Here is a 23,839-nt window from a genome sequence, read left to right as displayed (position 1 = left end):
CACGTTTGGTGTCCAACTTCTTTAATTTCAACGCACAAAAACTATCCAATTATGAGAAAACTACTTTTTGCTATCACAGCTTTCTCCCTGGTCTTTACACAGGCCTGGGCGCAAGGCAATGTGGTAGACCAGATTATCAAAGAAGCCAACGATAATTCTATGCTCGAGCAATTGGCTTATGAACTGCTCGATAAAAATGGCCCGCGCCTGGTGGGAACTCCCCAAATGCAAAACGCTCATGAGTGGGCTGTTAATCGCTACAACGGCTGGGGAATTAGTGCCAGAAACGAGCAATGGGGTGAGTGGAGAGGCTGGGAACGTGGCATTACCCACGTAGACCTTATTGAGCCGCGTGTAAAAACCCTCGAAGCCATGCAACTGGCCTGGAGCCCTCCTACCAATGGAATTGTGGACGCTGAAGTAACAGTTATACCAAACGTTCAAAATGAAAGCGAATTTAAAAACTGGCTTAAGACCGTAAAAGGCAAGTTTGTAATGATAGACATGGCCCAGCTTTCCGGCCGACCTGACTATAACTGGGAAAAATGGGGCACCAAAGAGTCTATTGAAAAGATGGAAGCCGATCGCAGAGACGCCATGCGCGCCTGGGGTGAGCGAATCAGAAACACAGGGTACAACAGCCGGGAGTTACCGGGCGTATTGGAAGAGGCCGGAGCCGCAGGAATTCTTATATCCAACTGGTCCAGAGGATTTGGTGTAAACAAAATCTTTGGTGCGCGTACCAAAAGCATTCCTACCATAGACATTGGCTTGGAAGACTACGGAACACTTTTTAGAATGGTTGAGTATGGTGATGTACCAAAAATTAGAGTGGAGGTAACCAATAAAGACCATGGTACAGTACCTACTTACAATACTATGGCAGAGATAAAAAGCGCGGTAAACCCCGATCAATATGTTATGCTTTCTGCCCACTTCGATTCGTGGGATGGAGGTACCGGAGCCACCGACAATGGTACCGGCACAATCATAATGATGGAAGCCATGCGAATTCTCAAAAAAGTATACCCTAACCCTAAGCGCACCATTTTGGTAGGGCATTGGGGTAGTGAAGAACAAGGACTAAACGGCTCAAGCTCATTTGTAGAAGATCATCCAGAAGTAGTAAAGGGTCTACAAGCACTCTTTAACCAAGACAACGGTACCGGCCGGGTAGTAAACATTAGCGGACAAGGCTTTTTGCATGCCTATGAGTTTATTAACCGCTGGTTAGAACCTGTACCACGCTCTATTAGCAACGAAATTAACACCAACTTCCCGGGAGCTCCGGGTGGTGGAGGCTCAGATTATGCCTCGTTTGTGGCAGCCGGAGCACCAGGCTTTAGCCTTAGTTCACTGAGCTGGGATTATGGCACCTACACCTGGCATACTAACCGTGACACTTATGACAAGGTGGTGTTCGATGACGTAAGAAATAATGTTATTCTCACGGCCATTTTGGTTTACATGGCTTGTGAAGACCCTGAGTTCTTCCCAAGAGATAAGGCCGAATTAGGCACTAACCCTAGAACCGGGCAACCAAGAGAATGGCCATCGCCAAGAAAACCTACCCGAAAAGGAGGCAACGACTAGGCATACAGCTAAACTAAAAAGAGGTTGTCTCAAAAGTTTAAGTTCGCAACACCAAGCGGCAAACTTCTGGGGCAACCTCTTCTTTTTAAGTCAATTACAACCCTATAGTCTTGGTCTGTGTCTTAAAAAGTATGAAAAAAGCCTTAATACTTATACTGTTGTTAAGCCTGTCTTATGGTTGTGAAAAAAGTGTCTTCCCTGTTTGCGAAGGCATAGACCTGGAAAATAGCTCCTGGCTTCAGGATAAAATAGAGGAGCTGGAAAACTCAGGCATGAACGAGTACAATTACATTCAAAAAGCCACTTATCAGGGGCAGCTCGTACTCCTGTTTGGCAACTGTTGTCCTATGTGTGGATCTATATTTTCCGTTTATTCATGTGAGGGTACTCTCATAGGCCATATTGGCAATGAAATAATGATAGATGACCTTCAGAACCCCACCCTACTTTGGAAAGCGGCAGACTCACAATGCACCTTCTAAACTTCTTTACTTTGTACTTACCATCTCAAAAATAAATTCATCACACACGAATAACTCCCCTCTATTTCCCCCAAAGGGTTTGATGAAATCATTAGCCTTTACCAACATGAAATTCACCATCCTGTTAGGAACAATGAACTCTAAATCATCAACATCAAACTATAAACCATGAACCGTAAACCTTAAACATTCCCCCTCAACCACCAACTCCAACATTAAAATGGAACCCGAGTTCAAAAAAATGCATTAGGTAGTTCAGTAATATGCATCCTCTCAGAGCTCATATAGAAGAACTCATTCCACTCAGCGATAAGGAATTCGAATTTATACTCAGTCATTTCTCTCATGTAAAAAAGCGCAGGCACCAATACCTGGTGCAGGAAGGAGACATAGCCGACAAAGAATTCTGGATTGTGGAGGGTTGTGTTCGCAGCTATTTTCTTGGAGAAGATGGTAAAGAACATATCCTACAATTTGGTATGGAAAACTGGTGGATTACCGACTACGAGTCTTTCGTATTGCGAACACCTTCCAAAACATCTATTGACTGCATGGAAGATGTTGAACTCTACTCTATAAGCCACGAAAACCGTGAAAAGCTCACCTCAGAAATGCACAAAATGGAGCGTTTTTGGGCAAAGAAAAGCAAGCTGGGTCGCATTGCTTTGCAAAATCGTATTCTTTCCATGATGAAGAACACAGCCAAAGAGCGCTATGAACTCCTTCTAAGTCAGTATCCTCAACTACTACAGCGAGTGCCCAAAAAGCACATAGCCTCCTATCTGGGAGTATCTCGGGAAACATTGAGTCGCCTGAACGACTGAAAACCTGTGATATACATCACTCCTAAATGGTGACCTGGCTCCTGTGGTGTCTTACCCTCTCTAGTGAACTTTGCTCCAAAACAAGTTCAATTATAAGTAAGCGAATATGCCATACGTAAACATTCAGGTTACTGACGAGAATGTAACCAAAGAGCAAAAATTGCAACTCGTACAGGGAGTTACACAACTTTTGGTCGATGTACTCGACAAAAATCCGGAAACTACCCACATAGTCATTCAAGAAGTTCCGGTGGATAACTGGGGAGTTAGAGGAAACCTTTATTCAACACTTAAAAAACAAAAGTAAGATGGGTACTAAACGAATAATTATTACCGGGGCTTCAACCGGAATTGGCAAAGCCATTTCCCAATATTTTCTGGACCGAGGGCACCAGTTGGTTATAAATTCAGCCAACGAAGAACGGCTACTCAATACTGCCAGAGAATTGGGCACAAACCGTGTGCAAACCGTAGTTGGCAACATAGCCGAACGAGAGGTAGGCCAAAGGCTGGTAGATACTGCCGTGAACACTTTTGGAGGGGTTGATGTCTTAATCAATAATGCCGGGGTATTTGCTCCAAAGCCTTTTCTGGAAGTCACAGAAGACGACTTGGAACATTACATGGCTATTAACCTAAAGGGTACCTACTTTACTTCGCAGGCAGCAATTAGGCAAATGCTCGCCCAAGGCACCGGGGGCGCCATAATAAACAATGGCACCGTTCTGGTTGACCATGCCATTGCAGGATTTCCTTGCTCAGCACCTCTTGTTTCCAAAGGAGCTATTCATACCCTTACGAGACATCTAGCAGCAGAATTTGGAAAAGACAACATACGTGTCAATACCATTGCTCCAGGAATAATCCGCAGTCCACTTCAGAATAAAATTGGCGTTGAAGATGCCGATAGTCTGGCAGGATTACACTTGCTCAACCGAATTGGCGAAGCTGAAGAAGTAGCCGAAGCTGCCTACTATTTGGCTTTTTCAGGATTTGTAACTGGTGAAACATTAAACCTAAGTGGTGGCCATTCTATTGGCCACGCCATCTAAACCATTCATTTTATGTACAAAGAAAACATTCAATCAGTTGTAGAGGTCATTGAAAACTACTTTGATGGCCTCTTTACAGGCGATATCCAAAAATTAAAGCAGGTATTTGATAGCCGTGCCTGGCTTTATGGGAATATTAAGGGCACCCCTTATGAAAAAAACCTGGAGGAGTACTTGGAAGGGGTAAAAAGCAGAAAAAGCCCTGAAAGTCTTGGAGAGAGCTTTGCCATGGAAATACTGGCTGTTGAGGTGCTGGATAATGTAGCCACCGCCAAAGTTCGCATACCCATGCTTGGGTTTAACTACTATGACTTTTTATCTCTGGCTTGTTTCAACAATCGGTGGTTAATTGTCAATAAACTTTTTGTTCATGTAGAATAACTAGCCTATATAGGAAGACTCGGGGGACAAGTACTCCTCCGGGCTTCTTGGATTGAAGTCATCCGCACTTGTCTGGGAATGCTCTGAACCTTTATCGATCAAACTCACAGCACATAAAAAGTCCTCAGCGCGAGCTACTATTGGTAGGCTGAAAACAAAAACCGGCAGGGTTTCCCCCACCGGTTCATCAACAAATCTCCAATATTATACTACTTTTTAAGCCCCGGCAGTCCTTCTGGTTTGGACTGGTGCCAATAGAAGGGTTCTGCCTTACGCTTGCGTGGATAAACCTCAACCAGAGTATTGGCATCATAAAGTCTTCCATTCTTCATAACCTGATAAATCTTGTTCGTATTTCTCAGGTTATTAAGTGGGTTGTCATTAAGTATGACAAGGTCGGCCAGCTTACCTGCTTCTATGGAGCCCAAGTCTTTTTCTAAGCCAATCGCTGTTGCTCCTAAAATGGTCGCTGCCTTTAATGCATCGTGAGGAGCCATTTTGGCTCCAACAGACCACAATTCCCAATGATAACCCAAACCTTGTAACTGTCCGTGGCTACCAATACCTGCCAAGCCACCTTGTTTCACCACGGCATTCACCCCTTCACTGTGTTTTTCAAAAACATGTTCTTCGTCCATAAACCACCCTGGTCTTCTTCTGGATTTAGAAGCCAGTTCATCGTATGGTGTAAAATGTTGCAGCTTTTTGTCGTGATAAGGGTTTTCTCTGCTGTAGAAGTAATTTTCAGCCCAGGGACCACCATAAGACACCAGTAAGGTTGGTGTGTAAGCCATTTTAGATTGTGCCACCGCGTAGGTTACATCTTTGTAAAGCGGAGCAATTGGCAGTGAGTGCTCATGGCCGGGGTATCCGTCAATCATCTGGGTCATATTCAGTTTAAAATCCAAACCACCCTCAGTAGTAGGCATCAGTTGCTGCTCTTTAGCAGCTTCAATAACCCATTGTCTCTGCTTTCTGTTACCCACCAAATACATTTTTATGGTCTTGGTGTTGTAGTACTCACTGTACTGTTTTAGTACACGCTTGGTATGATCCAGATCTTTGAGGTTGTACATCCAGAAACCTACACCCGGGCCGGTTGAGTAGACTCTAGGGCCATACAAATCGCCTGTTTCTACCAAATCGGCATAGGTTAAAACATCGGTAGTTGCCGTTTGAGGGTCTCGCGTAGTAGTTACTCCGTAAGCCAGGTTAGCGGCATATACCCAAACCTGATTTTTATGAAGTCCCCAGGCCGGCCACATGTGTGCGTGAGTGTCTACAAAGCCCGGCACTATTGTTTTACCCGTCATGTCGAATACCTGAGCTCCCCTTGGTACATCAAGTGTGCCACTGGCTCCAACGGCCTTTATTCGTGCATTCTCTATTAGAACGTCTCCATTTTCAATCACCTCATTACCATTCATAGTAATAATTCGGGCACCTTTCAACAAAGCCACACCTTGCGGTATGTCTTTTTTGGCCATTACTTTTACTCTGAATTCATGAGGTTTGTAGCCTTCGTCCTTCTTTTTCTCCTCCTTAGTATCTTCTTTGGCCTCTTCTTTCTTTTCTTCGTCTTTCTCCTCAGTCTTTTTGGCTTCTGCCTCTGCCTTTTTCGTCATTTTCACACTATCTGCATAGGCCTCGGCAGCGTTCAGGTCATAGATAAAATGGGCATTGCCAATTGACCAGTGAACCTTTTTTGCATCGGCCGACCAAGCCGGAAACTGACCACCAATTTCAGTCAGTTTCATTGCCGGAAACTGTGCACTTTCGGGGTTTGAGACGGAAATAGTTGGAGTTTGTCCAAGTTTTGGCACCGTTACTACGTAAATATCATTGTTTATGAGTGCCATGGCTTTATCTCCTTCAGGAGCCATATATATGGCTGTAGCTCTGGATGGAGGGTTATTTTCACGCCATCCCTCACCTTCTTCGAGCGAGGTGCCACCTGCAGTCGTGCCAGCTTGCTGAGACCAGGGATCGTACACTTCGTATGGCGCATGGTGATGATCAGCGATAGAACCGTAAGTGGTAATTCCGGTAATTTTTACGATTTCCTTTTCATCGGTACCGTCCCACCTTACGGAGCTCAATCCATTGAAACCACTCAGGTAAATTCGGTCGCTACCTTTTACAAAGTGCGGCCCTCCTTTTCCCTGGGTTTTCATTATAAAGTTAATATCTCCTCCATCGGCAGAAATCCAGCAAAGGTCCTCATCGGCTCTTGGTGCTCCCGGACCGGAGGCATCTTTTAGGTTTTGTGCGCTTCCCTTGGTAAACACAATTCTATTGTTGGCCGCCCAGGCGGGTGTCTGATAAATAGCCGGTGTTTTGGTGAGTTTAACCGGACGTGGGCGCCCTTCCACATTCACTTTGTAAATAGCCCCACCATCTGTATCGGACCAGGTAACAAAAGCTATCATTTTACCATCTGGCGACCAGGTGGGCATGGCTTCAGTCATCTCAAAGTCGGTGAGTCTTTTGGGTTCACCATTGGGTATTTTCATTACATACAGTCGGTTGAGTGCCGTAAAAGCCAGTTGAGTACCATCCGGTGAAGGCACTCCATCGCGAATCTGTGTCACCACCATGTTCGGGTCGTCCGAAATAGGGTATTCAAACTTGAGGCGGGGGCCCATTTCTAACTTCACATCCACGTCCAGGGGTATCTCGGTTGCCTTTCCTTCTTCAATGGCTACCCTATAGAGTTTTCCTCCCCATGAGGTAATTACTTCTTTGGAATCGGGTGTAAAAGACATGGCAGGCAATACTCCTAGCGGAGCTATAGACTCCTGTTCATCGCGCTGAATCGGATAGGCCAACCACCTTTCATCACCTGTTGAAAGGTTTCTCAACACCAAGCCGGTTTGGTCTTCATAACGAGAGCCATACACCATCCATCGCCCGTCAGGTGAGAGAGTTGGCGTAAAGGCCGACCCATAACGGCTGGTAATGGTAGCTCTCTGCCCATTCTCTCTGTCATACATACCAATTTGGTACTGAGGTAACTGCGCATTGTAATTCCACGCACCATTACGCTGCGAAAAATAGATGTATCGACCATCGGCCGAAAATGCCGGCTCAATCACTTTCAGGCTGCTTGGCTCATCGATAAGCTGAAAGCCTCCACCACCATCTTTGTGGTACATAAATAACTTTAAGTTTCTGCGGCCTTTCGATACCACTACATAGTCACCGTCAGGCGACCATTCGGCCGATTGCACCCACTCATTGTTGCCCTTAGTAATCTGAGTGAATTCTTTTGTTTCCAGGTTCATAATCCAGGCATTGTCCGAACCGCTTCTGTCTGAGGTAAACACAATGCTTTTTCCATCCGGACTATAGCGAGGGTGCGTATCGTAGGCCATGCCATCGGTAATCCGCGTAGCCTTTCCTCCCGAAATAGGCATGGTATACAGGTCTCCCAGCATATCGAAAGCAATAGTTTTTCCATCGGGTGAAACGTCTACAGAAAGCCAGGTACCTTCCTTGGTATTAAACTCAAGCAGTCGATCGGCCTTGAGAGGCAAATCTTTGTAGGTTTTTTGGTTGAATTTTGAGGTATCGGACTTATCGTCTTGCCAAAAGGCATGAGCGGGCTGTACTCCCACCCCTAACCAGACAAGACCAATAAAGAGGCATAAAAGTACTCTATGTACGGTAGCCTTCCATTGAGTTGAATGCGTCATAGCTTAGTTGATTAGTTTGTAAACAGTCTTGAATTTAAGAAATATCGGTTACGCAGTAAGCTGAATAATAATTAACATTGCGAAAAAACCGGAATGGCTCAGAAACGAAAAGCAGCTTCACGAAAAACCAGCAGTAGAGCGGGAAGCAAAAAGAACAGCTCTGGCTTTAGTCTTGGCAAATTTATCCTAGGAGTCTTAATTTTAGGTGGACTGGGCTACACCGGTCTGGCCTTGCGCGAAGGAGAATTGGTGCCTGAGTCCATCAGAGAATTCAGGTTAGAATCACCCCTCAATGGTGACCGTATTAAAGCTGAGCCGGGATCTGAAAACACAGGAAGCGAGGTAATATCAGCCCCTGAATCAACCTCTGAACCTTCTAATAATGAAGATCTTAACTACAGTGAATTTGATTTATACTTTACCTCTGCATTTGACTTCATGTGGCCGGCATACAACACGAATGATGCCATTATAGAAAGACCTTATTATACCCTGCGCTACAACGAAGACCATGAGCAAGCCATGTGGGTTGCATACAAATTAGTGGCTGATTCGCTTAACCGGCCCACTTTCGATAGAGCCGATGATTTTAGGGAAGATCCAAGGGTTCGAACCGGATCGGCTTCACTGGCCGACTACAGGGGCTCAGGCTACGACCGTGGTCATTTGGCTCCTGCCGCAGACTTTTCATATGATGAATTTGCCCTTTCTCAGAGTTTTTACATGAGTAATATGAGTCCGCAAGATCCCGGGTTCAACAGAGGCATTTGGAAAAAACTGGAATCGAAAGTGCGAGACTGGGCTAAAGAAAATGGAGTGGTATATGTGGTTACGGGCCCGGTGTTGAAATCCGGACTCAAAAGTATTGGTCCAAATAAGGTATCGGTGCCTGAATACTACTACAAGATTGTGCTAGACATTGACAGGCCGGAAATCAAGGCCATTGCATTTCTTATGAAAAACGAAAAATCTTCGAATGAGCTAAGTTCTTTTGTGGTAACTATCGATGAAATAGAAAGACTCACCCGGCTCGATTTCTTTCCTTCCATACCCGATGAACTGGAAAATATGCTCGAAAGTACGGTGATGACCAGCCGTTGGAACTTCGACTAATACCACATTGACGGAACTACTTGCAATACCTGGCAATAGCGTCTTTAGCCTCTTCTGACCCCAAAGCCCTCGCACGGTTCAAGTCATTGCAAGCACCCTTGGATTGATTCAAAGCCACTTTCAAAGCACCCCTATACAAGAACGCTTCGGCATTCTCATTATCGAAGTTTATGGCTTGGTCGTAATTGGCTTTTGCTTCATCGAAATCACCCAATTGATGATGGGAACGACCTTTTAGCAGATAGGCAGTAGACACCCTTCCATCTACCTGAATCACTTTATCGAAATAATAAATGGCTTTGGTGAAATCTTTGGAGTTATACCAATACTTGCCCATGCTCAGGTTGGCGTTCACATTGGTCTCATCAATAGCCAAAACTGCTTCGAAGTCCTCTCTGGCTTCCTCCAGTTGACCCACTTCTTCATAGGCTCTACCTCTGTTGTAAAGTGATTTTATGTCTTTTGGTTTCGTAGAAAGGTATTCGGTATAGGATTCAATGGCCTCATTGTATTTGCCGTCTTTAAACAGCACATCGGCCTCTCTGGTTACATCAGAATTACAAGCTGAAAACACCACCATCATCAGCACCCAAATCAACCCTATCAACTTTTTCATTTTATCTGTTTTTCAAATTGCGGCTGCAAAGTTAGCCCTTTAAACATCAGAATAAAAGAAAAAGGGGGCACTAAGCCCCCTTTCCTCAGGTAGGGTGAAAGGTCTACCCTAAAGCGGACAAGTGTCCGCTACCCAATGTCAAAAACTCAAACAACTACCCTATAAAAGACAAGCTAAAGACCAAAAAAATAAGCCACTGAAAATCAGTGGCTTATATAAATTCATACAATATTATCGCTCCCAAAACGGGAAATTCTCATTCAATTCTAGACGGCTACATTGTTTTCTCTAAGCGCATCATTGAGTGAGGTTTTCTTATCCGTACTTTCTTTGCGTTTTCCGATAATCAAGGCTGTAGGAACCTGGTACTCTCCTGCCGGGAACTTTTTAGTATAGGAGCCCGGAATAACTACCGATCGCTCAGGCACATAGCCCTTGTATTCTACAGGTTCAGAACCTGTCACATCAATAATTTTGGTGCTAGCTGTAAGTGTCACGTTAGCCCCTAACACAGCTTCCTTACCTACTCTAACGCCTTCCACCACTATACATCGCGAGCCAATAAAGGCATTGTCTTCAATAATTACAGGAGCAGCCTGTAGAGGCTCCAACACTCCACCAATACCTACCCCACCACTTAGGTGTACGTTTTTACCGATCTGGGCGCAGCTACCAACCGTAGCCCAGGTATCTACCATAGTGCCGGCATCCACATAAGCTCCAATGTTTACATAGGATGGCATTAGAATAACGCCACTGCTAATGTAGGCTCCATATCTGGCCACGGCATGAGGAACCACACGGACTCCTTTCTGTTCATATCCGGTTTTGAGCTTCATTTTATCGTGAAACTCAAACGGCCCAACTTCAATGGTTTGCATTTTCTGAATAGGGAAGTAAAGAATCACCGCCTTTTTTACCCATTCATTAACTACCCAACCTTCTTCTGTGGGAGTGGCCACACGCTTATCTCCTCTATCCAAATCTTCAATAATAGTTTTGATGGCAATTACCACCTCCTTATCATTGAGTAATGTGCGGTCTTCCCAAGCTCTTTCGATGATGTCTTTTAGTTCCATTTATATCGCAGAAAATTTTAACTTTAATACTGTTGATGAAAAAGACCAAAGTAGTAATTGCCTCGCTGCTTAAGCCAATAGATGACACCCGCATGTATGAGAAATTCGGCCTTTCAATGGCTGAAACAAATAAATATGATATTAATATCATAGGCTTTGATTCAAAAAATGTCCGTACACATGAAGGCATTACTTTTCACCCTCATGGTCCCTTCGGACGTTTGAGCTTTCAGCGCCTTATTCATCCCTTCAAAGTATTCAAAAAGTACATTCAACTAAAACCTGAAATAATAATAGCTAACACCCATGAATTACTGATAGTTAGCAGTGTTTACAAAATTTTATTTGGCAGCAAACTCATCTATGATTTAAGAGAAAATTATGTAAAGAATATTCGTTTCACCCAGGTTTTCCCTCCCGCTGTCCGTCCGTTTCTGGCCGTGTGGGTACGAATGAAAGAATGGCTGAGCAGGCCCTTTATCAACCATTATATTCTTGCAGAAAGGGTGTACAACAAACAACTCCCCTTTCTTTCAAAACGAGTAACCGTAATCGAAAATAAATATGCACCACAAACACATGAGTCTACGGCCTACCGCAACCCCGACCCTGAATATATAGACCTGCTATATACAGGCACCATTTCTGAGTCTAATGGGGTGTTTGATGCCATAGACATCACCAAATCGCTTCATTTATGCGACCCGAAAGTCAGGCTCCGCATTGTAGGCTATTGTGCTCTTAAAAAAGACCTTATGCGTCTTCATAAAGAAATAGAGCACTATGAATTCATAGAACTAAATGGCGGAGATCACCTCGTTCCGCACCTGGAGATTATTGAAGCCATTCAAAAGGCCGATTTTGGTTTTGTACTAAAACGCTCGAATGGAGGTATTAATGACGACAAAATACTCACCAGGCTTTTTGAGTATACCGCCAATAAACTGCCTATTCTACTGCTCAACAACCCCACATGGTTGCAGTTCTGTGCCGAGTTTAATGCGGCCATTGAAGTTAACCCTGATGACTTTGATGCAAAGACCTTGTTGAACACCATGAAGACCAAAACCTTCTACGATAGGGGTAATGCTTCTTCCAGCCTTTGGTCGAGTGAGAAGCCGAAACTACTGAACTTATTAGAGGAACTCTCCGGGCAATGAGCTAACAACCACCTTCTGCCGAGTTTAAGCCAACCTTACCAACAGCCTCTTCTCTCATTTTTAGTTTTGTCTAAAAATTTTTATCTCCCCAACTAACAAGCTTTAAATCAGCAATATGGAGCATATTTTAAATAGTTTAGATTATCAATACATTTTTTTTAGATAAATCTAAAACATATATTTGTGTCAAACTTTAATTACGTGTATAGTCTATCGGAAGAAAACTACATAAAGGCTATTTACCACCTGTCTAACCACGGACAGGAAAGTGTAAACACCAATGCCATAGCCATAGAAATGAACACTACTCCGGCCTCAGTAAGCGATATGATCCGCAAACTCTCTAAAAAGAAAGTGGTGGACTATCAGAAATATCGCGGGGTTCATATCTCGGAGAAAGGCAAAGAGATTGCGCTCAAAATAATTCGTAAGCACAGGCTCTGGGAAGTGTTCTTGGTTGAAAAGCTAAATTTTCATTGGGACGAAGTGCACGATATTGCCGAACAATTAGAGCACATTAAATCTCCCCTACTGATAAGTAAACTAGATGAGTTTTTGGGCTTTCCTAAGCACGATCCGCATGGCGACCCCATACCCGATGAGAATGGAGTCTTTTCTACCGTAAAGAAGGAACCCCTCTGCAATATAGAAGCAGGACAGAGCTGCAAAGTAATTACCGTAAATGATTCCAGTTCGGCCTTCTTAAAATATTTGGACAAGGTGGGTATATCGATTGGCACCACCTTGCGAATAGATGATCACAATGAGTTCGATGGCTCTGTAGACATTACCATAAACCAAAATAAAAGCACCACCGTATCTCCGGCCGCTGCCCAAAATATACTTGTAACACCGCTATGATTAAATCTCTACACATTGCACTGTTGGCCGTATTGATTCTTTTGGGCTGCCAACCTAAAACCAGCCGGAAAACTGTCGGTAAACTAAATGTTGTAGCCACTACCGGCATGATTGCCGATGTGGTCAAAAACATAGGCAAAGACTCTGTAACGGTAACAGCCCTAATGGGCCCTGGTGTAGACCCACACCTCTATAAGGCCACACAAGGCGACTTGGCACGCCTGCAACAAGCCGATATTATTTTCTATAACGGTCTACACCTCGAAGGTAAAATGGGCGAGGTATTCGAAAAACTGGAACGCATAAAAACGGTGATTCCGGTGGCCAGAGGTATTGAAAAGAACTTATTACTCGATAGTCCGGTATATCAGGGCACATACGACCCGCACATCTGGTTCGATGTAAGCCTTTGGAGCCAAACCATTGTGGAAGTAACCAATACATTGATTGAAGCCCGACCGGAAAACCGTGATTACTTTATTGCCAATGCTGAAGCTCTGCGTAGGCAATTTGCTGAGCTCCATGAGTGGGTCACGGAGCAAATCCAAACCATCCCCCCTACCAAGCGGATAATGATTACCGCTCACGATGCTTTTAGTTATTTCGGCAGGGCATATGGCCTGGAAGTACGCGGGCTACAGGGTATTTCTACACTCTCCGAGTTTGGGCTGAAAGACCGGGTAGACCTTATCAACTTTATTGTTGAAAAACAGATTAATGCAGTTTTTGTAGAAACCTCGGTTTCCGAAAAGAACATAAAAGCCATTGTGGAAGGCTGTGAACAGAAAGGCCACGAAGTGAAAATTGGAGGAAGCCTATTTTCTGATGCCATGGGCGCTGCCGGAACCCCTGAGGGAACCTATTTGGGCATGGTAAGAGCCAATGTTAAAACCATAGTTGAAGCATTGAAATGAGTTTAAAGTTCATGGTTCAAGGTTTTAAGAAAACACCTGGAACATTGAACATAAAACCTGAAACGGAACGAAGAAAATAGAAGCACAAGACCCCGGCTCGAAAGGGTGTCAAAAATTCGAAAGTCCCCTTTAGGGGATTTAGGGGGTACTTAAGGAAGGAAGAAATGAAAGTAGAAGCACAAGAACCAGTAGTAGAATTTCATGATTTGACGGTGTCGTATCATAAGAAGCCAGTACTCTGGAATATTGACATGACTTTACCCAAAGGCGCACTTATTGGAATTATCGGACCAAATGGAGCGGGAAAGTCAACCCTGATTAAGTCGGCCATGGGCTTGCTTCCTTTAGCCTCTGGTTATGTGAGAATATTCGATGAAGCACTGGACGATGTGAGGCATAGAGTAAGCTATGTGCCGCAACGCGAAAGTGTAGACTGGGATTTCCCCACCTCTGTGCTGGATGTGGTGCTGATGGGGCGTTACGCCAAGCTAGGTTTGCTCACACGCCCCAGAAAAGCCGATAAAGAAATGGCCTTAAACTGCTTGAGAAAGGTGGGAATGGAAGCCTATGTAGACCGACAAATATCCCAGCTTTCCGGTGGGCAACAGCAACGGGTTTTTCTGGCCAGAGCACTAGCTCAGGAGGCCGATCTATACTTTATGGACGAACCCTTTGCAGGAGTGGATGCGGCAACCGAAGCAGCCATACTTTCCATTATGCAAGAAATGACAGCACAGGGCAAAACCGTAATAGTGGTGCACCACGACCTACAGTCGGCTGCAGAGTTTTTCGATTGGATAGTACTGCTTAACATGAGACTTGTAGCTTCCGGCCCTATCGATAAGGTATTTACCAATGAAATGCTACAGGAAACTTATGGAGGAAAACTCACCGTATTGGCCGAGGTGGGCGAATTGGTTCGGAAAAGGCAAATACCCAGCCGGGAGAAATACTGATATGGAAACCTTACAGGAATTCTTTTCTTTCAGCGATCCAAGCATAATTGCCGTAACAGTGGGTGCCGTACTTCTGAGTGCCTCTTCGGCAGTAGTCGGGACTTTCACTTTTCTTAAAAAGAAAGCCCTGGTTGGCGATGCTGTGGCACATTCGGTATTGCCCGGCATATGCCTGGCCTTCATACTTTCCGGCACAAAAAACCCTCTTTGGCTAATTATAGGAGCTTTTGTCACCGGCTGGCTATCTCTGGTCATCATCGATAACATTACCCTTAAAACTAAGATCAAAGAAGATACCGCCATTGCCCTCATCCTATCTGTTTTCTTTGGCATTGGCATACTCCTGCTCACTCATATTCAGCATTCCGGAAATGCAGCTCAAACAGGCCTCGATTCTTTTTTATTTGGTAAAGCAGCCGCATTGGTAGGCCAAGACTTACAAGTTTTTGGTATTGTGGCTATTGTACTGCTGGTTACCGTAGCACTGTTTTTTAAAGAACTGAAGCTAATTGCCTTCGATGCCAGCTATGCCAAAGCTCTTGGGCTACCCGTAAAAGGGATGGATTTACTACTCACCTCGCTCACAGTGCTGGCTGTGGTTACCGGTATTCAAGCTGTGGGGGTAGTGTTAATGGCCGCCATGTTGATTACTCCGGCCGCAGCGGCCCGCTTTTGGACCAACGATGTACGAATAATGACCGTTTTAGCAGCCATTATGGGCGGAGTTTCCGGTCTTTCAGGGGCTTACGTAAGTTATGTGGCTCCGGCTATGCCCACAGGCCCGTGGATTGTAATGATTATTTCTGCCATTGCGCTCACCTCCTTCTTCATAGCCCCAAAGCGAGGTATTATTTCCCGCGGAGTTCAGCAAAGAAGGCTACAACGAATGATTATGGACGAAAACTTGCTCAAAGAGCTCTATCATCTGGGAGAAAAAGATGCAGATATTTATAAAGCACGCAGCATTGAAGAAATTGTTGAGGAACGTTTTTTTCCAAAAGACCGATTGAGAAGTTCGCTGAGAAGACTTAGGCGAGAAGGTTTCATTACCAAAGAAAACGGGCATTGGCGATACACCGAAGCCGGCCGGCAAAAAGGACAGCGGGTGGTCAAACTACACAGGCTCTGGGAGTTATATCTTTCCAAATACATGAAAATTGATCCTGATCATGTGCATGAAGATGCCGAAACCATAGAGCACATTATTACCCCCGAATTGGAAAAAAGATTGGAAAAAATGCTGGAATATCCTGAAGTGGATCCGCATGAAGAAAAGATACCGTATTGAAGTGGCTAAAAGACGGAAGACCAAGACAGTAAGCTTTAGGCAAGAGATTGTAATGAAAAATATTACCGATAACTAAACAACAATTAACCGACAACTGATTCGGATGGATGCTTTTTATATCATACTAACGGCTACTCTGTTTGCCATTTCCTGTGGTCTGCTTGGTTGCTTTCTGATTCTCAGAAAAATGGCCATGGTAGGTGATGCCATTTCTCATGCCGTATTGCCCGGCATAGTGATTGCTTTTTTGCTTACCGGTACCCGCGATTCGTTCGAAATGATACTCGGTGCTGCACTAATCGGTATCTTCAGCACTTTCCTTATCGAATTTTTTCATCATAAAGCCCGACTACAAACCGATGCAGCCATAGGAGTTACTTTTACCTGGCTGTTTGCTTTGGGTGTAATTCTTATCTCTGTTTTTGCGGGCCAGGTAGACCTCGATCAGGAATGCGTACTCTATGGTGAAATTGCCTATGTCCCAATCGATTTGTGGATTGGAGATAACGGTACCATATTTGGTCCAAGAGCCCTTTATGTAGCTACCATGACACTCATAGTGAATGTTGCCTTTATTCGCATTGGCTTTAAACAGCTACATTTAACCACCTTCGATCCGGCTTTTGCAGCTACCATAGGGGTTTCAGTGTCGCTTTGGAACTACCTCTTAATGGGAGCTGTATCCATGACTACTGTAGCCGCCTTCGATTCTGTAGGAGCCATTCTTGTTGTAGCCTTGCTTGTCGGGCCAGCTGTCATTGCCTACCTCCTCACCGACCGGTTCCAAACCATGATGATTATTACCGTTTTTGTGGCCATTGTCAGTAGTGCGCTCGGCTACTACCTTGCTGTTTGGGTCGATGGTTCCATTGCCGGTGCTATTGTTACCATCATAGGTATTCTGTTCGGGATCACCTTCCTCTTTTCTCCCGGCCATGGAGTGCTTATGAAGAAAAGACTCCAACGAAAAGAAGCACAAAGACTCAAAACTGAAGCTCCTCTCTCATAGTAGCGAAAGCTATTTTGATACCCTTTTCTTCCTTCCCAAGAGAAAGGTTTATTGATATCATTGAGGGAAGCTGCTAATGGTTAGTCGTTAACCGCTCTTCGTTATTCACCCCTTACCTACTCCTTGTCCCATCCTGAGCCCAGCCGAAGGATCCGGCAGGGACTTGTTCACGCTTATTCGTTATTGGTTATTCGGTTAATTGCTAAGAACGAAGCTTCACTTTCCTATCCTGAGCATGGCCGAAGGATCTGACACAGGGTCTGTTCGAGATTATTCGTTATTCGGTTAATTGCTAAGAACGAAACTTCACTTTCCTATCCTGAGCATAGCCGAAGGATCTGACACAGGGCTTGTTCATTGCTCATTCGTTATTGGTTAATCGTAAAGAAGGAAACCTCCCTCTCCTGTCCTAAGCGTAGTTGAAGAATCTGACGCAAGGCTTGTTCGAGATTATTGGTTATTCGGTTAATTACTAAGAACGAAACTTCACTTTCCTATCCTGAGCATAGCCGAAGGATCCCGCAGGGACTTGTTCACGCTTATTCGTTATTGGTTAAAGGAAACCTCCCTCTCCTGTCCTGAGCGTAGTTGAAGGATCTGACGCAAGGCCTGTTCGAGATTATTGGTTATTCGGTTAATTGCTAAGAACGAAACCTCACTTTCCTATCCTGAGCATGGCCGAAGGATATCCGACACTGGGCTTATTCATTGTTTATCGTCTATTATTGAAACTGAGACTATACTACAATCAATCCATAACAACGGTGGGAGAAACAAAGTAAAGTCGTAAAAAGCATTACACCACACAGCAAAAGCACTCGCTTCTCTTTACAACTAGCCATACTTGACAACAACGCAGGCTAGAAAAGAATTAGTTGCGAACTGGCCTTACCATTTAGAATTTGAGACATAAACATCTATTCATTCGAAAACCTATCTTTGCAGCATGCAAAATCTCCTGCAAAATGATGATACGATAATCGCTTTGGCCACTCCCCAGGGAGTTGGTGCCATTGGGGTAATTCGTTTAAGTGGAAAAGAGGCAATCAACATCACCAATAAGGTTTTTAAAGGAAAAGACCTGACAAAACAGGAGTCACACACGATTCATTTTGGTACAATTCGCGATGAGGACAACCGCATTTTAGATGAGGTGTTGGTTTCATTGTTTATTGCCCCAAAATCCTTTACCAAAGAGAACGTGGTAGAAATATCCTGCCATGGCTCCAACTTCATCATCAAGCAGATTATCCAACTTCTGATCAGAAAAGGAGCCAGACCGGCCAAGCCGGGTGAATTCACCAAACGTGCCTTTATGAATGGACAGTTCGATTTAGCTCAAGCTGAAGCAGTGGCCGACCTCATCAATGCCGATACCGAAGCGGCTCATAATGCAGCTCTGAATCAGATGCGTGGTGGGTTCTCTGGTGAGATCAAAAAGCTTCGCGAGGAGTTAATTCATTTTGCCTCTATGATTGAGTTGGAACTCGACTTTGGCGAAGAAGATGTAGAATTCGCTAGCAGAGATGACCTCAAAGACCTTGTGAACCGACTTTTAACGGTTGTAAATGCACTTATACAAAGTTTTGACCTGGGTAACGTGATCAAAAACGGAGTACCCACGGTGATTGCCGGTAAGCCCAATGCCGGTAAATCTACCCTTCTCAACGCCCTGCTAAAAGAGGAAAAAGCCATAGTTTCCGACATTGCCGGTACTACCCGCGATTTTATCGAAGATGAAATCGTGATTGGTGGAGTAGCCTTCCGATTTATCGATACTGCGGGTTTGCGAGAAACTACCGATGCGATTGAAAAAATTGGTGTGGAGCGAACCCAAGCCAAAATGAAAACGGCATCCATGATCATCTACCTTTTCGACCTTTCTCAGGTAGATATTGTGGAAATGAACAAGGAGATCAATGTGCTGGAAAATACAGGAGTGCCATTCCTGAAAGTCGGTAACAAACTGGATAAGGTAGATGACGCTTTGGTTGAAAAGCTCCAACATCAACACCCTGATATGCTTTTCCTTACCGCCAAAGAGCCGGAGCATGTGGAGTTGCTCAAAGAGCGAATTCTAGAACTCGTGAACCTCAACAAGTTCAAACGGGGCGATACCGTGGTGACAAATATCCGTCATTACGATTCCCTCCTTCAAACCAAAAATACCCTCATGAACGTCATCGAAGGCATTGACAACCAAGTCACCAATGACTTTGTGGCCATGGATATCCGCCAAGCGCTCCACTACCTTGGTGAGATCACCGGAGAAATCACCACAGATGATTTGCTGGCGAATATTTTCAGCAAGTTTTGTATTGGGAAGTAAGTTACTTTCCCTTCATACGCTAAACCCTTCTCTTTCTATCATTTAGGCTGTTTTTCCTTCTTTTATTTGTTGCTAATTATCCCTTTTTTTACTTATATTTGTTGCTAATCAGTTGTTACTAGAAACAAGTTTGTTGGTAGCAACAGATTTTTTGAGCAATGGCGAGATGATGTTACATCAGGATACATACTGATACAATCAGATACATCCAGTGACAGAAACAAGCCCACAAAAGGAAACACGTGAGCAGCAACATTGAGATACCAAAGATCTGTCAGCACTGTGGTGAGTCCTTCATCGCAAAGACTACGGTTACCCAATTCTGTAGCCAGACATGTGCATCCCGAAATTATAAGAAGCGCAAGCGGGATGCTAAGCTACAAGAAGTCGCTCCTGTCTCCCACCAACGTTTAGAGTTCCAAGAAGATCAGTTAGGAAGCAAAGACTTTCTAAGCATCGAAGAAACCTGCAAGCTACTTGGAGCAAGTCGCATGACTATCTACCGTCAAATCAAGTCCGGCACAATCAAAGCGGCCAAACTTGGTAGACGAACCATAATAAGGAGAACCGAAATCGATAAACTGTTTCAGATATGAAGGTAACACTAAGACAACGCAACCAAGGCGGACAGACCAGCTTATACCTCGACTATTACCATAAAGGAAAGCGGAAAACCGAGTACCTAAAATTGTACCTCGACCCCAATGCTAAAACCAAGGAGGAAAAAGAGGTCAACAAAAAGACCATGCAATTAGCAGAGACTATCAGGGCACAAAGACAAATCGAAATCCAAAACGGTGTTTATGGCTTTCGTGATCAGGAGAAGCAAAAAGGCAGCTTCCTTTCCTACATTGAATTGCTTGCACAGCAAAGGGATGACAGCCCCGGCAATCATGGCAATTGGACCAGCATGATTAAGCACCTGAAAGCCTTTTGCAACTATGATTTATCTTTCACGGAAGTGGACAGGCAGTTTGTCCAGGACTTCAAACAGTACCTTGATAAGAAGGCCATAGCCCACGGAAATCAGAAGCTATCCCAAAACTCCAAGTACTCCTATTTCAATAAGCTAAGGGCAGCCCTGAAACAGGCCGTGAAAGACGGCATCATTCCAACCAATCCTTCTGAAGGTGTAGAAGCTTTCAAGCAAGGAGAACCGGAAAGAGAGTTTTTGACACTGGAAGAGCTGCAAGCAGCAGTAAAGGCAGAATGTGAAATTCCAATCCTAAAAACGGCATTCATTTTTTCATGCCTTACAGGGTTGCGCTGGTCAGATATAAACAAGCTCGTTTGGTCGGAAGTACAGCACTCAAATGAAATGGGCTACTATATTCGATTCAGACAGAAGAAAACCAAAGGAGCGGAAACCCTACCCATTTCAGAACAAGCCTTCGGCTTGCTCGGAGAACGTGAGGAAAGAGAAGAAAGAGTTTTCAAAGGTTTGAAGTATTCGGCATGGCACAACCTGAAATTGCAACAATGGATGATGAAAGCCGGAATCTCCAAAACAATCACTTTCCATTGCGCCCGTCATACCTATGCCACATTGCAGCTTACAATGGGAACCGATATTTACACTGTTTCAAAGCTCTTAGGCCATAGGGAATTGAAAACAACCCAAGTCTATGCGAAAATCATAGACGACAAGAAGAAAGAGGCGGCCAGTAAAATCAAACTTGACCTATGAGCAATCAAACCAAAATACTTGACGATATTCTCTACCAGGGGCTTCGCCCTTGGTCAGAGAAAAACAGCGTGGACGAAAAGTTTGCTCCAAAGTTCCGTTCCCTGAAAGAAGCCTCCACCGATTACCCATTCCGGTATGAAATCAAATTTGAAAGGCCATTTGACAACAAAACCAAATACTACTCAAAGCTGATTCTGAACACCCTCAAGACAGACGTTGAAAGGCTCTACAACCTCATCAGTGAAGACGATACAGAAAACCTCATCCGCTATTGGCTGGATGACACCCTCAACAAGCGTTTAAAGACCCGCTTAAAAGACATTGGAAAGCTAATTAAAGAGAAGGATTTTGATTTGGTTTACATAGATCCCAAGAAAGCTTCCATTGAGTTTGACCAGGCACACAAAGCCAACACCTATATCATCCAATTGCTAAAGCTTGCATACATGCAACTTTACCTCGAAATCCAAGATGCTTTCAGCACTTGGATTGATGACAAGTTGGTGATAGAGGATTTTTACACCCAGCTACTACTTGAACCAATACCGCAAAAAGCTTTATTGACCGAGATTCAAATCATTGAAGTTGAAGCAAAGAAAGAACCAACTAAAAAGTCCCAACCCGAACCAACGGTAAATTCATTTCATTCATTTACCTACAAGCAATTCAGCACAAGTCCAGACAAGCTAACTGATTTATGTGATAGCCTCAAAAAGAACAATTTCATTAGCAAAGAAACTCAGCTATCCAGTTTCAGAAAGATTTTCTCAGGAGACGAAATCAAAACTCCTATTGTCTGGACAGGCAACGTAAGTGAGTTCTATTACTTCGTCAAATTGCTTTACACTAAACACAAATTGGTTGCAGACCTAAAGCAAAACCAATGGAAAGTTGCTTGCAAATGCTTTATTAAAACTGATGGATCATTCTTCGAACATGAAGGTCTTAGGAAAAATCAAGCTCCAAAGTCAACAGGCCATTTATTGGAATCCGCTATTTCATTGCTGAAATAACCCGCTCGACACTTTACTCCTACTATCTTTTTTCTGTTTTTGTTTAGCCCTCTTTTTCAAAAAAAGTGGGCTATTCTTTTTTTCAACCCACTCGACACTCGACACTCGACACTCCCCCCGCCATTCTGCACTCCTAACGCCCTGTTAGCCATTCTAATTTAGCCCTGTCTTCGACAATCGAAGATGACATTTGGCCAGATGTCCATTTCCTAATTCATAATTGATTAAGTCATGGACGAAATAATTGAACGTCTTGAAAATCTCCAACGCCTAATTGAGAGCCAGGGGATTTACACTAAGGAAGTTTTAAACTTCAATGAAGCTTGCCAGTATCTGGAGCTTTCCCAATCTCACTTGTACAAGTTGACAAGTGCAGGGAGCATTCCGCACTACAAGCCCAATGGAAAGAAGCTCTATTTCAAAAGAAGCGAGCTGGAAAGCTGGTTGCTACGCAACCGCAATTCCACTCAGGAAGAAATAGACCAAAGGGCAGCGGATTACCTAATCAAGAAAGGGAGGGTGAAGCTATGAACGAGATAATGGATATGATCTTGACGCTAACTCAAGACATAAAAACAGTCAAAGCCTACCTCCTCAACTTCCATAAATCACGCTTGGAGCAATTCAGCGAAGAATGGATTGATGGACAGGTAGTGATGCAAACGCTTCACATCAGCAAAAGAACCCTCCAATCCCTTCGGGATAGTGGGGTTCTTCCCTACAGCCGAATCAATGGCAAATTCTACTACAAGGTTTCTGATATAGAAGCCTTGCTGGAATCCAATTACTCACCTTCAAAATCAAAGCACTATGGAGGTAAGTAGAAAAGCCATTCTCGACAAAACGCACTACGGCTTAAATATCTACGCCTATGTGCTGCGACAGTACTATCCGGGTGAAATCGACTCTGGAGATTCGAGCACACCGAATAAAGATAAATCAAAAGGTGCTCAAACAGTCCTTTCCCTTTCGGGAAGGGACTGCAAACCTGCAAAGAACCCATTCAATGCGGACAAGCCTACATTGTTGGTAAAGGTTGTTGACGGTTGTGCTACGCACACCGATTCAGAAGAAGCCATTGCACAAGGCAATGTCTTTGATTTTGCAGCACTGCATTTCAGCCTCGAAGGGCAAGCCCTTCTTGATAAGCTGAATGAAGAACTGCATTTGCGTATCGGTAAGCAACAAGGTTTTTACGCTCAGGCAGATTCGCAACCTACGGTTGCTCTTCCTGAAATAGTCAAACCGGCTGCGCCAGTTTTCAGCTATTTCAATAGACCTGTCACCAACGTAACACCAAGTCGGCAAGCCTCCTTGGTTGAGGTGTACAACCTTATCAAAGGAAATGAATTTGCATCGTGTACAAGTACACTTCGCAACATTCCCGACCCGAAAGAAGCCAGAAAGTACAAGGCTCAAAATTTCGATTATGTGACCTTCTCAGGCACTTTCTCCAAGAGAAATGATGCAAACCTTCAAAGACATTCAGGTTTGCTCACAATCGATTTTGACCACATTGAGGACGTTCCTACACTCAAGACGGCACTACTCAACGACCACTACTTTGAAACGGAGCTACTGTTTGTATCTCCTTCAGGTGATGGCCTCAAATGGGTAATACCAATCGACTTGACGCAGGCAAAACACCAGGACTATCTCAAGGCAGTGGCAAACTACGTTTCCCACACCTACCATCTCGAAATAGACCAATCAGGCAAGGACATTTCAAGAGCCTGTTTCCTTCCACATGATTCAGAAATATTCATCAATCCTAAATACTTGTAGGA

The 23,839-nt window shown here is 44.1% G+C and carries 23 protein-coding genes; 20 read left to right on the top strand and 3 right to left on the bottom strand.

What is annotated here, in order from left to right:
* The first annotated feature begins 51 nt into the window (after positions 1-51).
* From B3O12_RS15625 to B3O12_RS15600, 6 genes are all read left to right on the top strand, one after another.
* Complete coding sequence (locus B3O12_RS15625) at positions 52-1,593, top strand: M20/M25/M40 family metallo-hydrolase (RefSeq protein WP_189631054.1); 1,542 nt, start codon at positions 52-54, stop codon at positions 1,591-1,593.
* 131 nt (positions 1,594-1,724) lie between these two features.
* The gene (locus B3O12_RS15620) at positions 1,725-2,075 is read left to right on the top strand and encodes a hypothetical protein (RefSeq protein WP_286756987.1); all 351 of its coding nucleotides are present in this window, start codon (positions 1,725-1,727) and stop codon (positions 2,073-2,075) included.
* 263 nt (positions 2,076-2,338) lie between these two features.
* Positions 2,339-2,899 (top strand): Crp/Fnr family transcriptional regulator, encoded by a 561-nt coding sequence (locus tag B3O12_RS15615; protein WP_286746371.1) that lies wholly within the window; start codon positions 2,339-2,341, stop codon positions 2,897-2,899.
* 106 nt (positions 2,900-3,005) lie between these two features.
* Positions 3,006-3,206, top strand: a complete 201-nt coding sequence (locus tag B3O12_RS15610) for a tautomerase family protein (RefSeq protein ID WP_189631051.1) — start codon at positions 3,006-3,008, stop codon at positions 3,204-3,206.
* Position 3,207: 1 nt separating this feature from the next.
* Positions 3,208-3,951, top strand: coding sequence for an SDR family NAD(P)-dependent oxidoreductase (locus B3O12_RS15605; protein ID WP_286756986.1), 744 nt, complete (start codon positions 3,208-3,210; stop codon positions 3,949-3,951).
* A gap of 12 nt (positions 3,952-3,963) precedes the next feature.
* Positions 3,964-4,332: a nuclear transport factor 2 family protein gene (locus tag B3O12_RS15600; RefSeq protein WP_286756985.1), complete on the top strand. Its 369-nt coding sequence runs from the start codon at positions 3,964-3,966 to the stop codon at positions 4,330-4,332.
* A 209-nt stretch (positions 4,333-4,541) separates the two neighbouring features.
* Here B3O12_RS15600 and B3O12_RS15595 read toward each other — a convergent pair whose 3' ends face one another.
* Entirely contained in the window at positions 4,542-8,027 is a 3,486-nt protein-coding gene (locus B3O12_RS15595; RefSeq protein WP_286756983.1) for an amidohydrolase family protein, read from the bottom strand.
* A gap of 93 nt (positions 8,028-8,120) precedes the next feature.
* Here B3O12_RS15595 and B3O12_RS15590 point away from each other — a divergent pair, with 93 nt between their 5' ends.
* Positions 8,121-9,140, top strand: coding sequence for a DNA/RNA non-specific endonuclease (locus B3O12_RS15590; RefSeq protein WP_286756982.1), 1,020 nt, complete (start codon positions 8,121-8,123; stop codon positions 9,138-9,140).
* Between the two features lie 16 nt (positions 9,141-9,156).
* Here the strand turns inward: B3O12_RS15590 and B3O12_RS15585 are convergent, their stop codons facing one another.
* Together B3O12_RS15585 and B3O12_RS15580 are read right to left on the bottom strand one after the other, a co-directional pair.
* Positions 9,157-9,756, bottom strand: a complete 600-nt coding sequence (locus B3O12_RS15585) for a tetratricopeptide repeat protein (RefSeq protein ID WP_189631047.1) — start codon at positions 9,754-9,756, stop codon at positions 9,157-9,159.
* 266 nt (positions 9,757-10,022) lie between these two features.
* A complete protein-coding gene (locus B3O12_RS15580; RefSeq protein ID WP_189631046.1) occupies positions 10,023-10,835 on the bottom strand; it encodes a 2,3,4,5-tetrahydropyridine-2,6-dicarboxylate N-succinyltransferase in 813 nt (270 codons plus the stop codon).
* 35 nt (positions 10,836-10,870) lie between these two features.
* Between B3O12_RS15580 and B3O12_RS15575 the strand changes: the two genes are divergently transcribed.
* From B3O12_RS15575 to B3O12_RS15515, 13 genes are all read left to right on the top strand, one after another.
* Positions 10,871-11,995, top strand: coding sequence for a hypothetical protein (locus B3O12_RS15575; RefSeq protein WP_286756981.1), 1,125 nt, complete (start codon positions 10,871-10,873; stop codon positions 11,993-11,995).
* A gap of 183 nt (positions 11,996-12,178) precedes the next feature.
* Positions 12,179-12,856, top strand: a complete 678-nt coding sequence (locus B3O12_RS15570) for a metal-dependent transcriptional regulator (protein ID WP_229838710.1) — start codon at positions 12,179-12,181, stop codon at positions 12,854-12,856.
* Positions 12,853-13,770: a metal ABC transporter solute-binding protein, Zn/Mn family gene (locus B3O12_RS15565; RefSeq protein ID WP_286756980.1), complete on the top strand. Its 918-nt coding sequence runs from the start codon at positions 12,853-12,855 to the stop codon at positions 13,768-13,770. The genes B3O12_RS15570 and B3O12_RS15565 overlap by 4 nt, the downstream gene beginning before the upstream one ends.
* Before the next feature lie 164 nt (positions 13,771-13,934).
* Entirely contained in the window at positions 13,935-14,726 is a 792-nt protein-coding gene (locus B3O12_RS15560; protein WP_189631427.1) for a metal ABC transporter ATP-binding protein, read from the top strand.
* Position 14,727: 1 nt separating this feature from the next.
* Positions 14,728-16,014 (top strand): metal ABC transporter permease, encoded by a 1,287-nt coding sequence (locus B3O12_RS15555; protein ID WP_286756979.1) that lies wholly within the window; start codon positions 14,728-14,730, stop codon positions 16,012-16,014.
* 103 nt (positions 16,015-16,117) lie between these two features.
* On the top strand, positions 16,118-17,023 hold the full coding sequence (locus B3O12_RS15550; RefSeq protein WP_286756978.1) for a metal ABC transporter permease: 906 nt from the start codon (positions 16,118-16,120) through the stop codon (positions 17,021-17,023).
* Between the two features lie 946 nt (positions 17,024-17,969).
* Positions 17,970-19,352, top strand: a complete 1,383-nt coding sequence (gene mnmE, locus B3O12_RS15545; RefSeq protein WP_286756977.1) for a tRNA uridine-5-carboxymethylaminomethyl(34) synthesis GTPase MnmE — start codon at positions 17,970-17,972, stop codon at positions 19,350-19,352.
* Positions 19,353-19,594: 242 nt separating this feature from the next.
* Positions 19,595-19,948, top strand: a complete 354-nt coding sequence (locus B3O12_RS15540; protein ID WP_286756976.1) for a helix-turn-helix domain-containing protein — start codon at positions 19,595-19,597, stop codon at positions 19,946-19,948.
* Positions 19,945-21,039 carry a site-specific integrase gene (locus tag B3O12_RS15535; RefSeq protein ID WP_126973092.1) on the top strand — a complete coding sequence of 365 codons (1,095 nt, stop codon included), beginning with the start codon at positions 19,945-19,947 and terminating at the stop codon, positions 21,037-21,039. The genes B3O12_RS15540 and B3O12_RS15535 overlap by 4 nt, the downstream gene beginning before the upstream one ends.
* The gene (locus tag B3O12_RS15530) at positions 21,036-22,052 is read left to right on the top strand and encodes a DUF6617 family protein (RefSeq protein ID WP_286756975.1); all 1,017 of its coding nucleotides are present in this window, start codon (positions 21,036-21,038) and stop codon (positions 22,050-22,052) included. Before B3O12_RS15535 ends, B3O12_RS15530 begins: the two co-directional genes overlap by 4 nt.
* Before the next feature lie 231 nt (positions 22,053-22,283).
* A complete protein-coding gene (locus B3O12_RS15525; protein ID WP_073093951.1) occupies positions 22,284-22,583 on the top strand; it encodes a helix-turn-helix domain-containing protein in 300 nt (99 codons plus the stop codon).
* Between the two features lie 14 nt (positions 22,584-22,597).
* Positions 22,598-22,876: a helix-turn-helix domain-containing protein gene (locus B3O12_RS15520; protein ID WP_286756974.1), complete on the top strand. Its 279-nt coding sequence runs from the start codon at positions 22,598-22,600 to the stop codon at positions 22,874-22,876.
* Positions 22,863-23,837 (top strand): BT4734/BF3469 family protein, encoded by a 975-nt coding sequence (locus B3O12_RS15515; protein ID WP_286756972.1) that lies wholly within the window; start codon positions 22,863-22,865, stop codon positions 23,835-23,837. The genes B3O12_RS15520 and B3O12_RS15515 overlap by 14 nt, the downstream gene beginning before the upstream one ends.
* Positions 23,838-23,839: the final 2 nt, after the last annotated feature.

Source organism: Roseivirga sp. UBA838 (assembly GCF_002296035.1).
Taxonomy (GTDB): Bacteria; Bacteroidota; Bacteroidia; order Cytophagales; family Cyclobacteriaceae; genus Roseivirga; species Roseivirga thermotolerans.
Note: the sequence above shows the minus strand (reverse complement) of the source record. Positions and strands in the feature narration are given on the sequence as shown.

Coding starts and splice junctions, on each gene's coding strand:
- B3O12_RS15610 (WP_189631051.1), top strand. CDS start 3,006: ATGCCATACGTAAACATTCAGGTTACTGACGAGAATGTAACCAAAGAG.
- B3O12_RS15555 (WP_286756979.1), top strand. CDS start 14,728: ATGGAAACCTTACAGGAATTCTTTTCTTTCAGCGATCCAAGCATAATT.
- B3O12_RS15560 (WP_189631427.1), top strand. CDS start 13,935: ATGAAAGTAGAAGCACAAGAACCAGTAGTAGAATTTCATGATTTGACG.
- B3O12_RS15525 (WP_073093951.1), top strand. CDS start 22,284: ATGGACGAAATAATTGAACGTCTTGAAAATCTCCAACGCCTAATTGAG.
- B3O12_RS15615 (WP_286746371.1), top strand. CDS start 2,339: ATGCATCCTCTCAGAGCTCATATAGAAGAACTCATTCCACTCAGCGAT.
- B3O12_RS15520 (WP_286756974.1), top strand. CDS start 22,598: ATGATCTTGACGCTAACTCAAGACATAAAAACAGTCAAAGCCTACCTC.
- B3O12_RS15585 (WP_189631047.1), bottom strand. CDS start 9,756: ATGAAAAAGTTGATAGGGTTGATTTGGGTGCTGATGATGGTGGTGTTT.
- B3O12_RS15625 (WP_189631054.1), top strand. CDS start 52: ATGAGAAAACTACTTTTTGCTATCACAGCTTTCTCCCTGGTCTTTACA.
- B3O12_RS15595 (WP_286756983.1), bottom strand. CDS start 8,027: ATGACGCATTCAACTCAATGGAAGGCTACCGTACATAGAGTACTTTTA.
- B3O12_RS15565 (WP_286756980.1), top strand. CDS start 12,853: ATGATTAAATCTCTACACATTGCACTGTTGGCCGTATTGATTCTTTTG.
- B3O12_RS15600 (WP_286756985.1), top strand. CDS start 3,964: ATGTACAAAGAAAACATTCAATCAGTTGTAGAGGTCATTGAAAACTAC.
- B3O12_RS15550 (WP_286756978.1), top strand. CDS start 16,118: ATGGATGCTTTTTATATCATACTAACGGCTACTCTGTTTGCCATTTCC.
- B3O12_RS15575 (WP_286756981.1), top strand. CDS start 10,871: ATGAAAAAGACCAAAGTAGTAATTGCCTCGCTGCTTAAGCCAATAGAT.
- B3O12_RS15515 (WP_286756972.1), top strand. CDS start 22,863: ATGGAGGTAAGTAGAAAAGCCATTCTCGACAAAACGCACTACGGCTTA.
- B3O12_RS15605 (WP_286756986.1), top strand. CDS start 3,208: ATGGGTACTAAACGAATAATTATTACCGGGGCTTCAACCGGAATTGGC.
- B3O12_RS15535 (WP_126973092.1), top strand. CDS start 19,945: ATGAAGGTAACACTAAGACAACGCAACCAAGGCGGACAGACCAGCTTA.
- B3O12_RS15590 (WP_286756982.1), top strand. CDS start 8,121: ATGGCTCAGAAACGAAAAGCAGCTTCACGAAAAACCAGCAGTAGAGCG.
- B3O12_RS15580 (WP_189631046.1), bottom strand. CDS start 10,835: ATGGAACTAAAAGACATCATCGAAAGAGCTTGGGAAGACCGCACATTA.
- B3O12_RS15530 (WP_286756975.1), top strand. CDS start 21,036: ATGAGCAATCAAACCAAAATACTTGACGATATTCTCTACCAGGGGCTT.
- B3O12_RS15620 (WP_286756987.1), top strand. CDS start 1,725: ATGAAAAAAGCCTTAATACTTATACTGTTGTTAAGCCTGTCTTATGGT.
- mnmE (WP_286756977.1), top strand. CDS start 17,970: ATGCAAAATCTCCTGCAAAATGATGATACGATAATCGCTTTGGCCACT.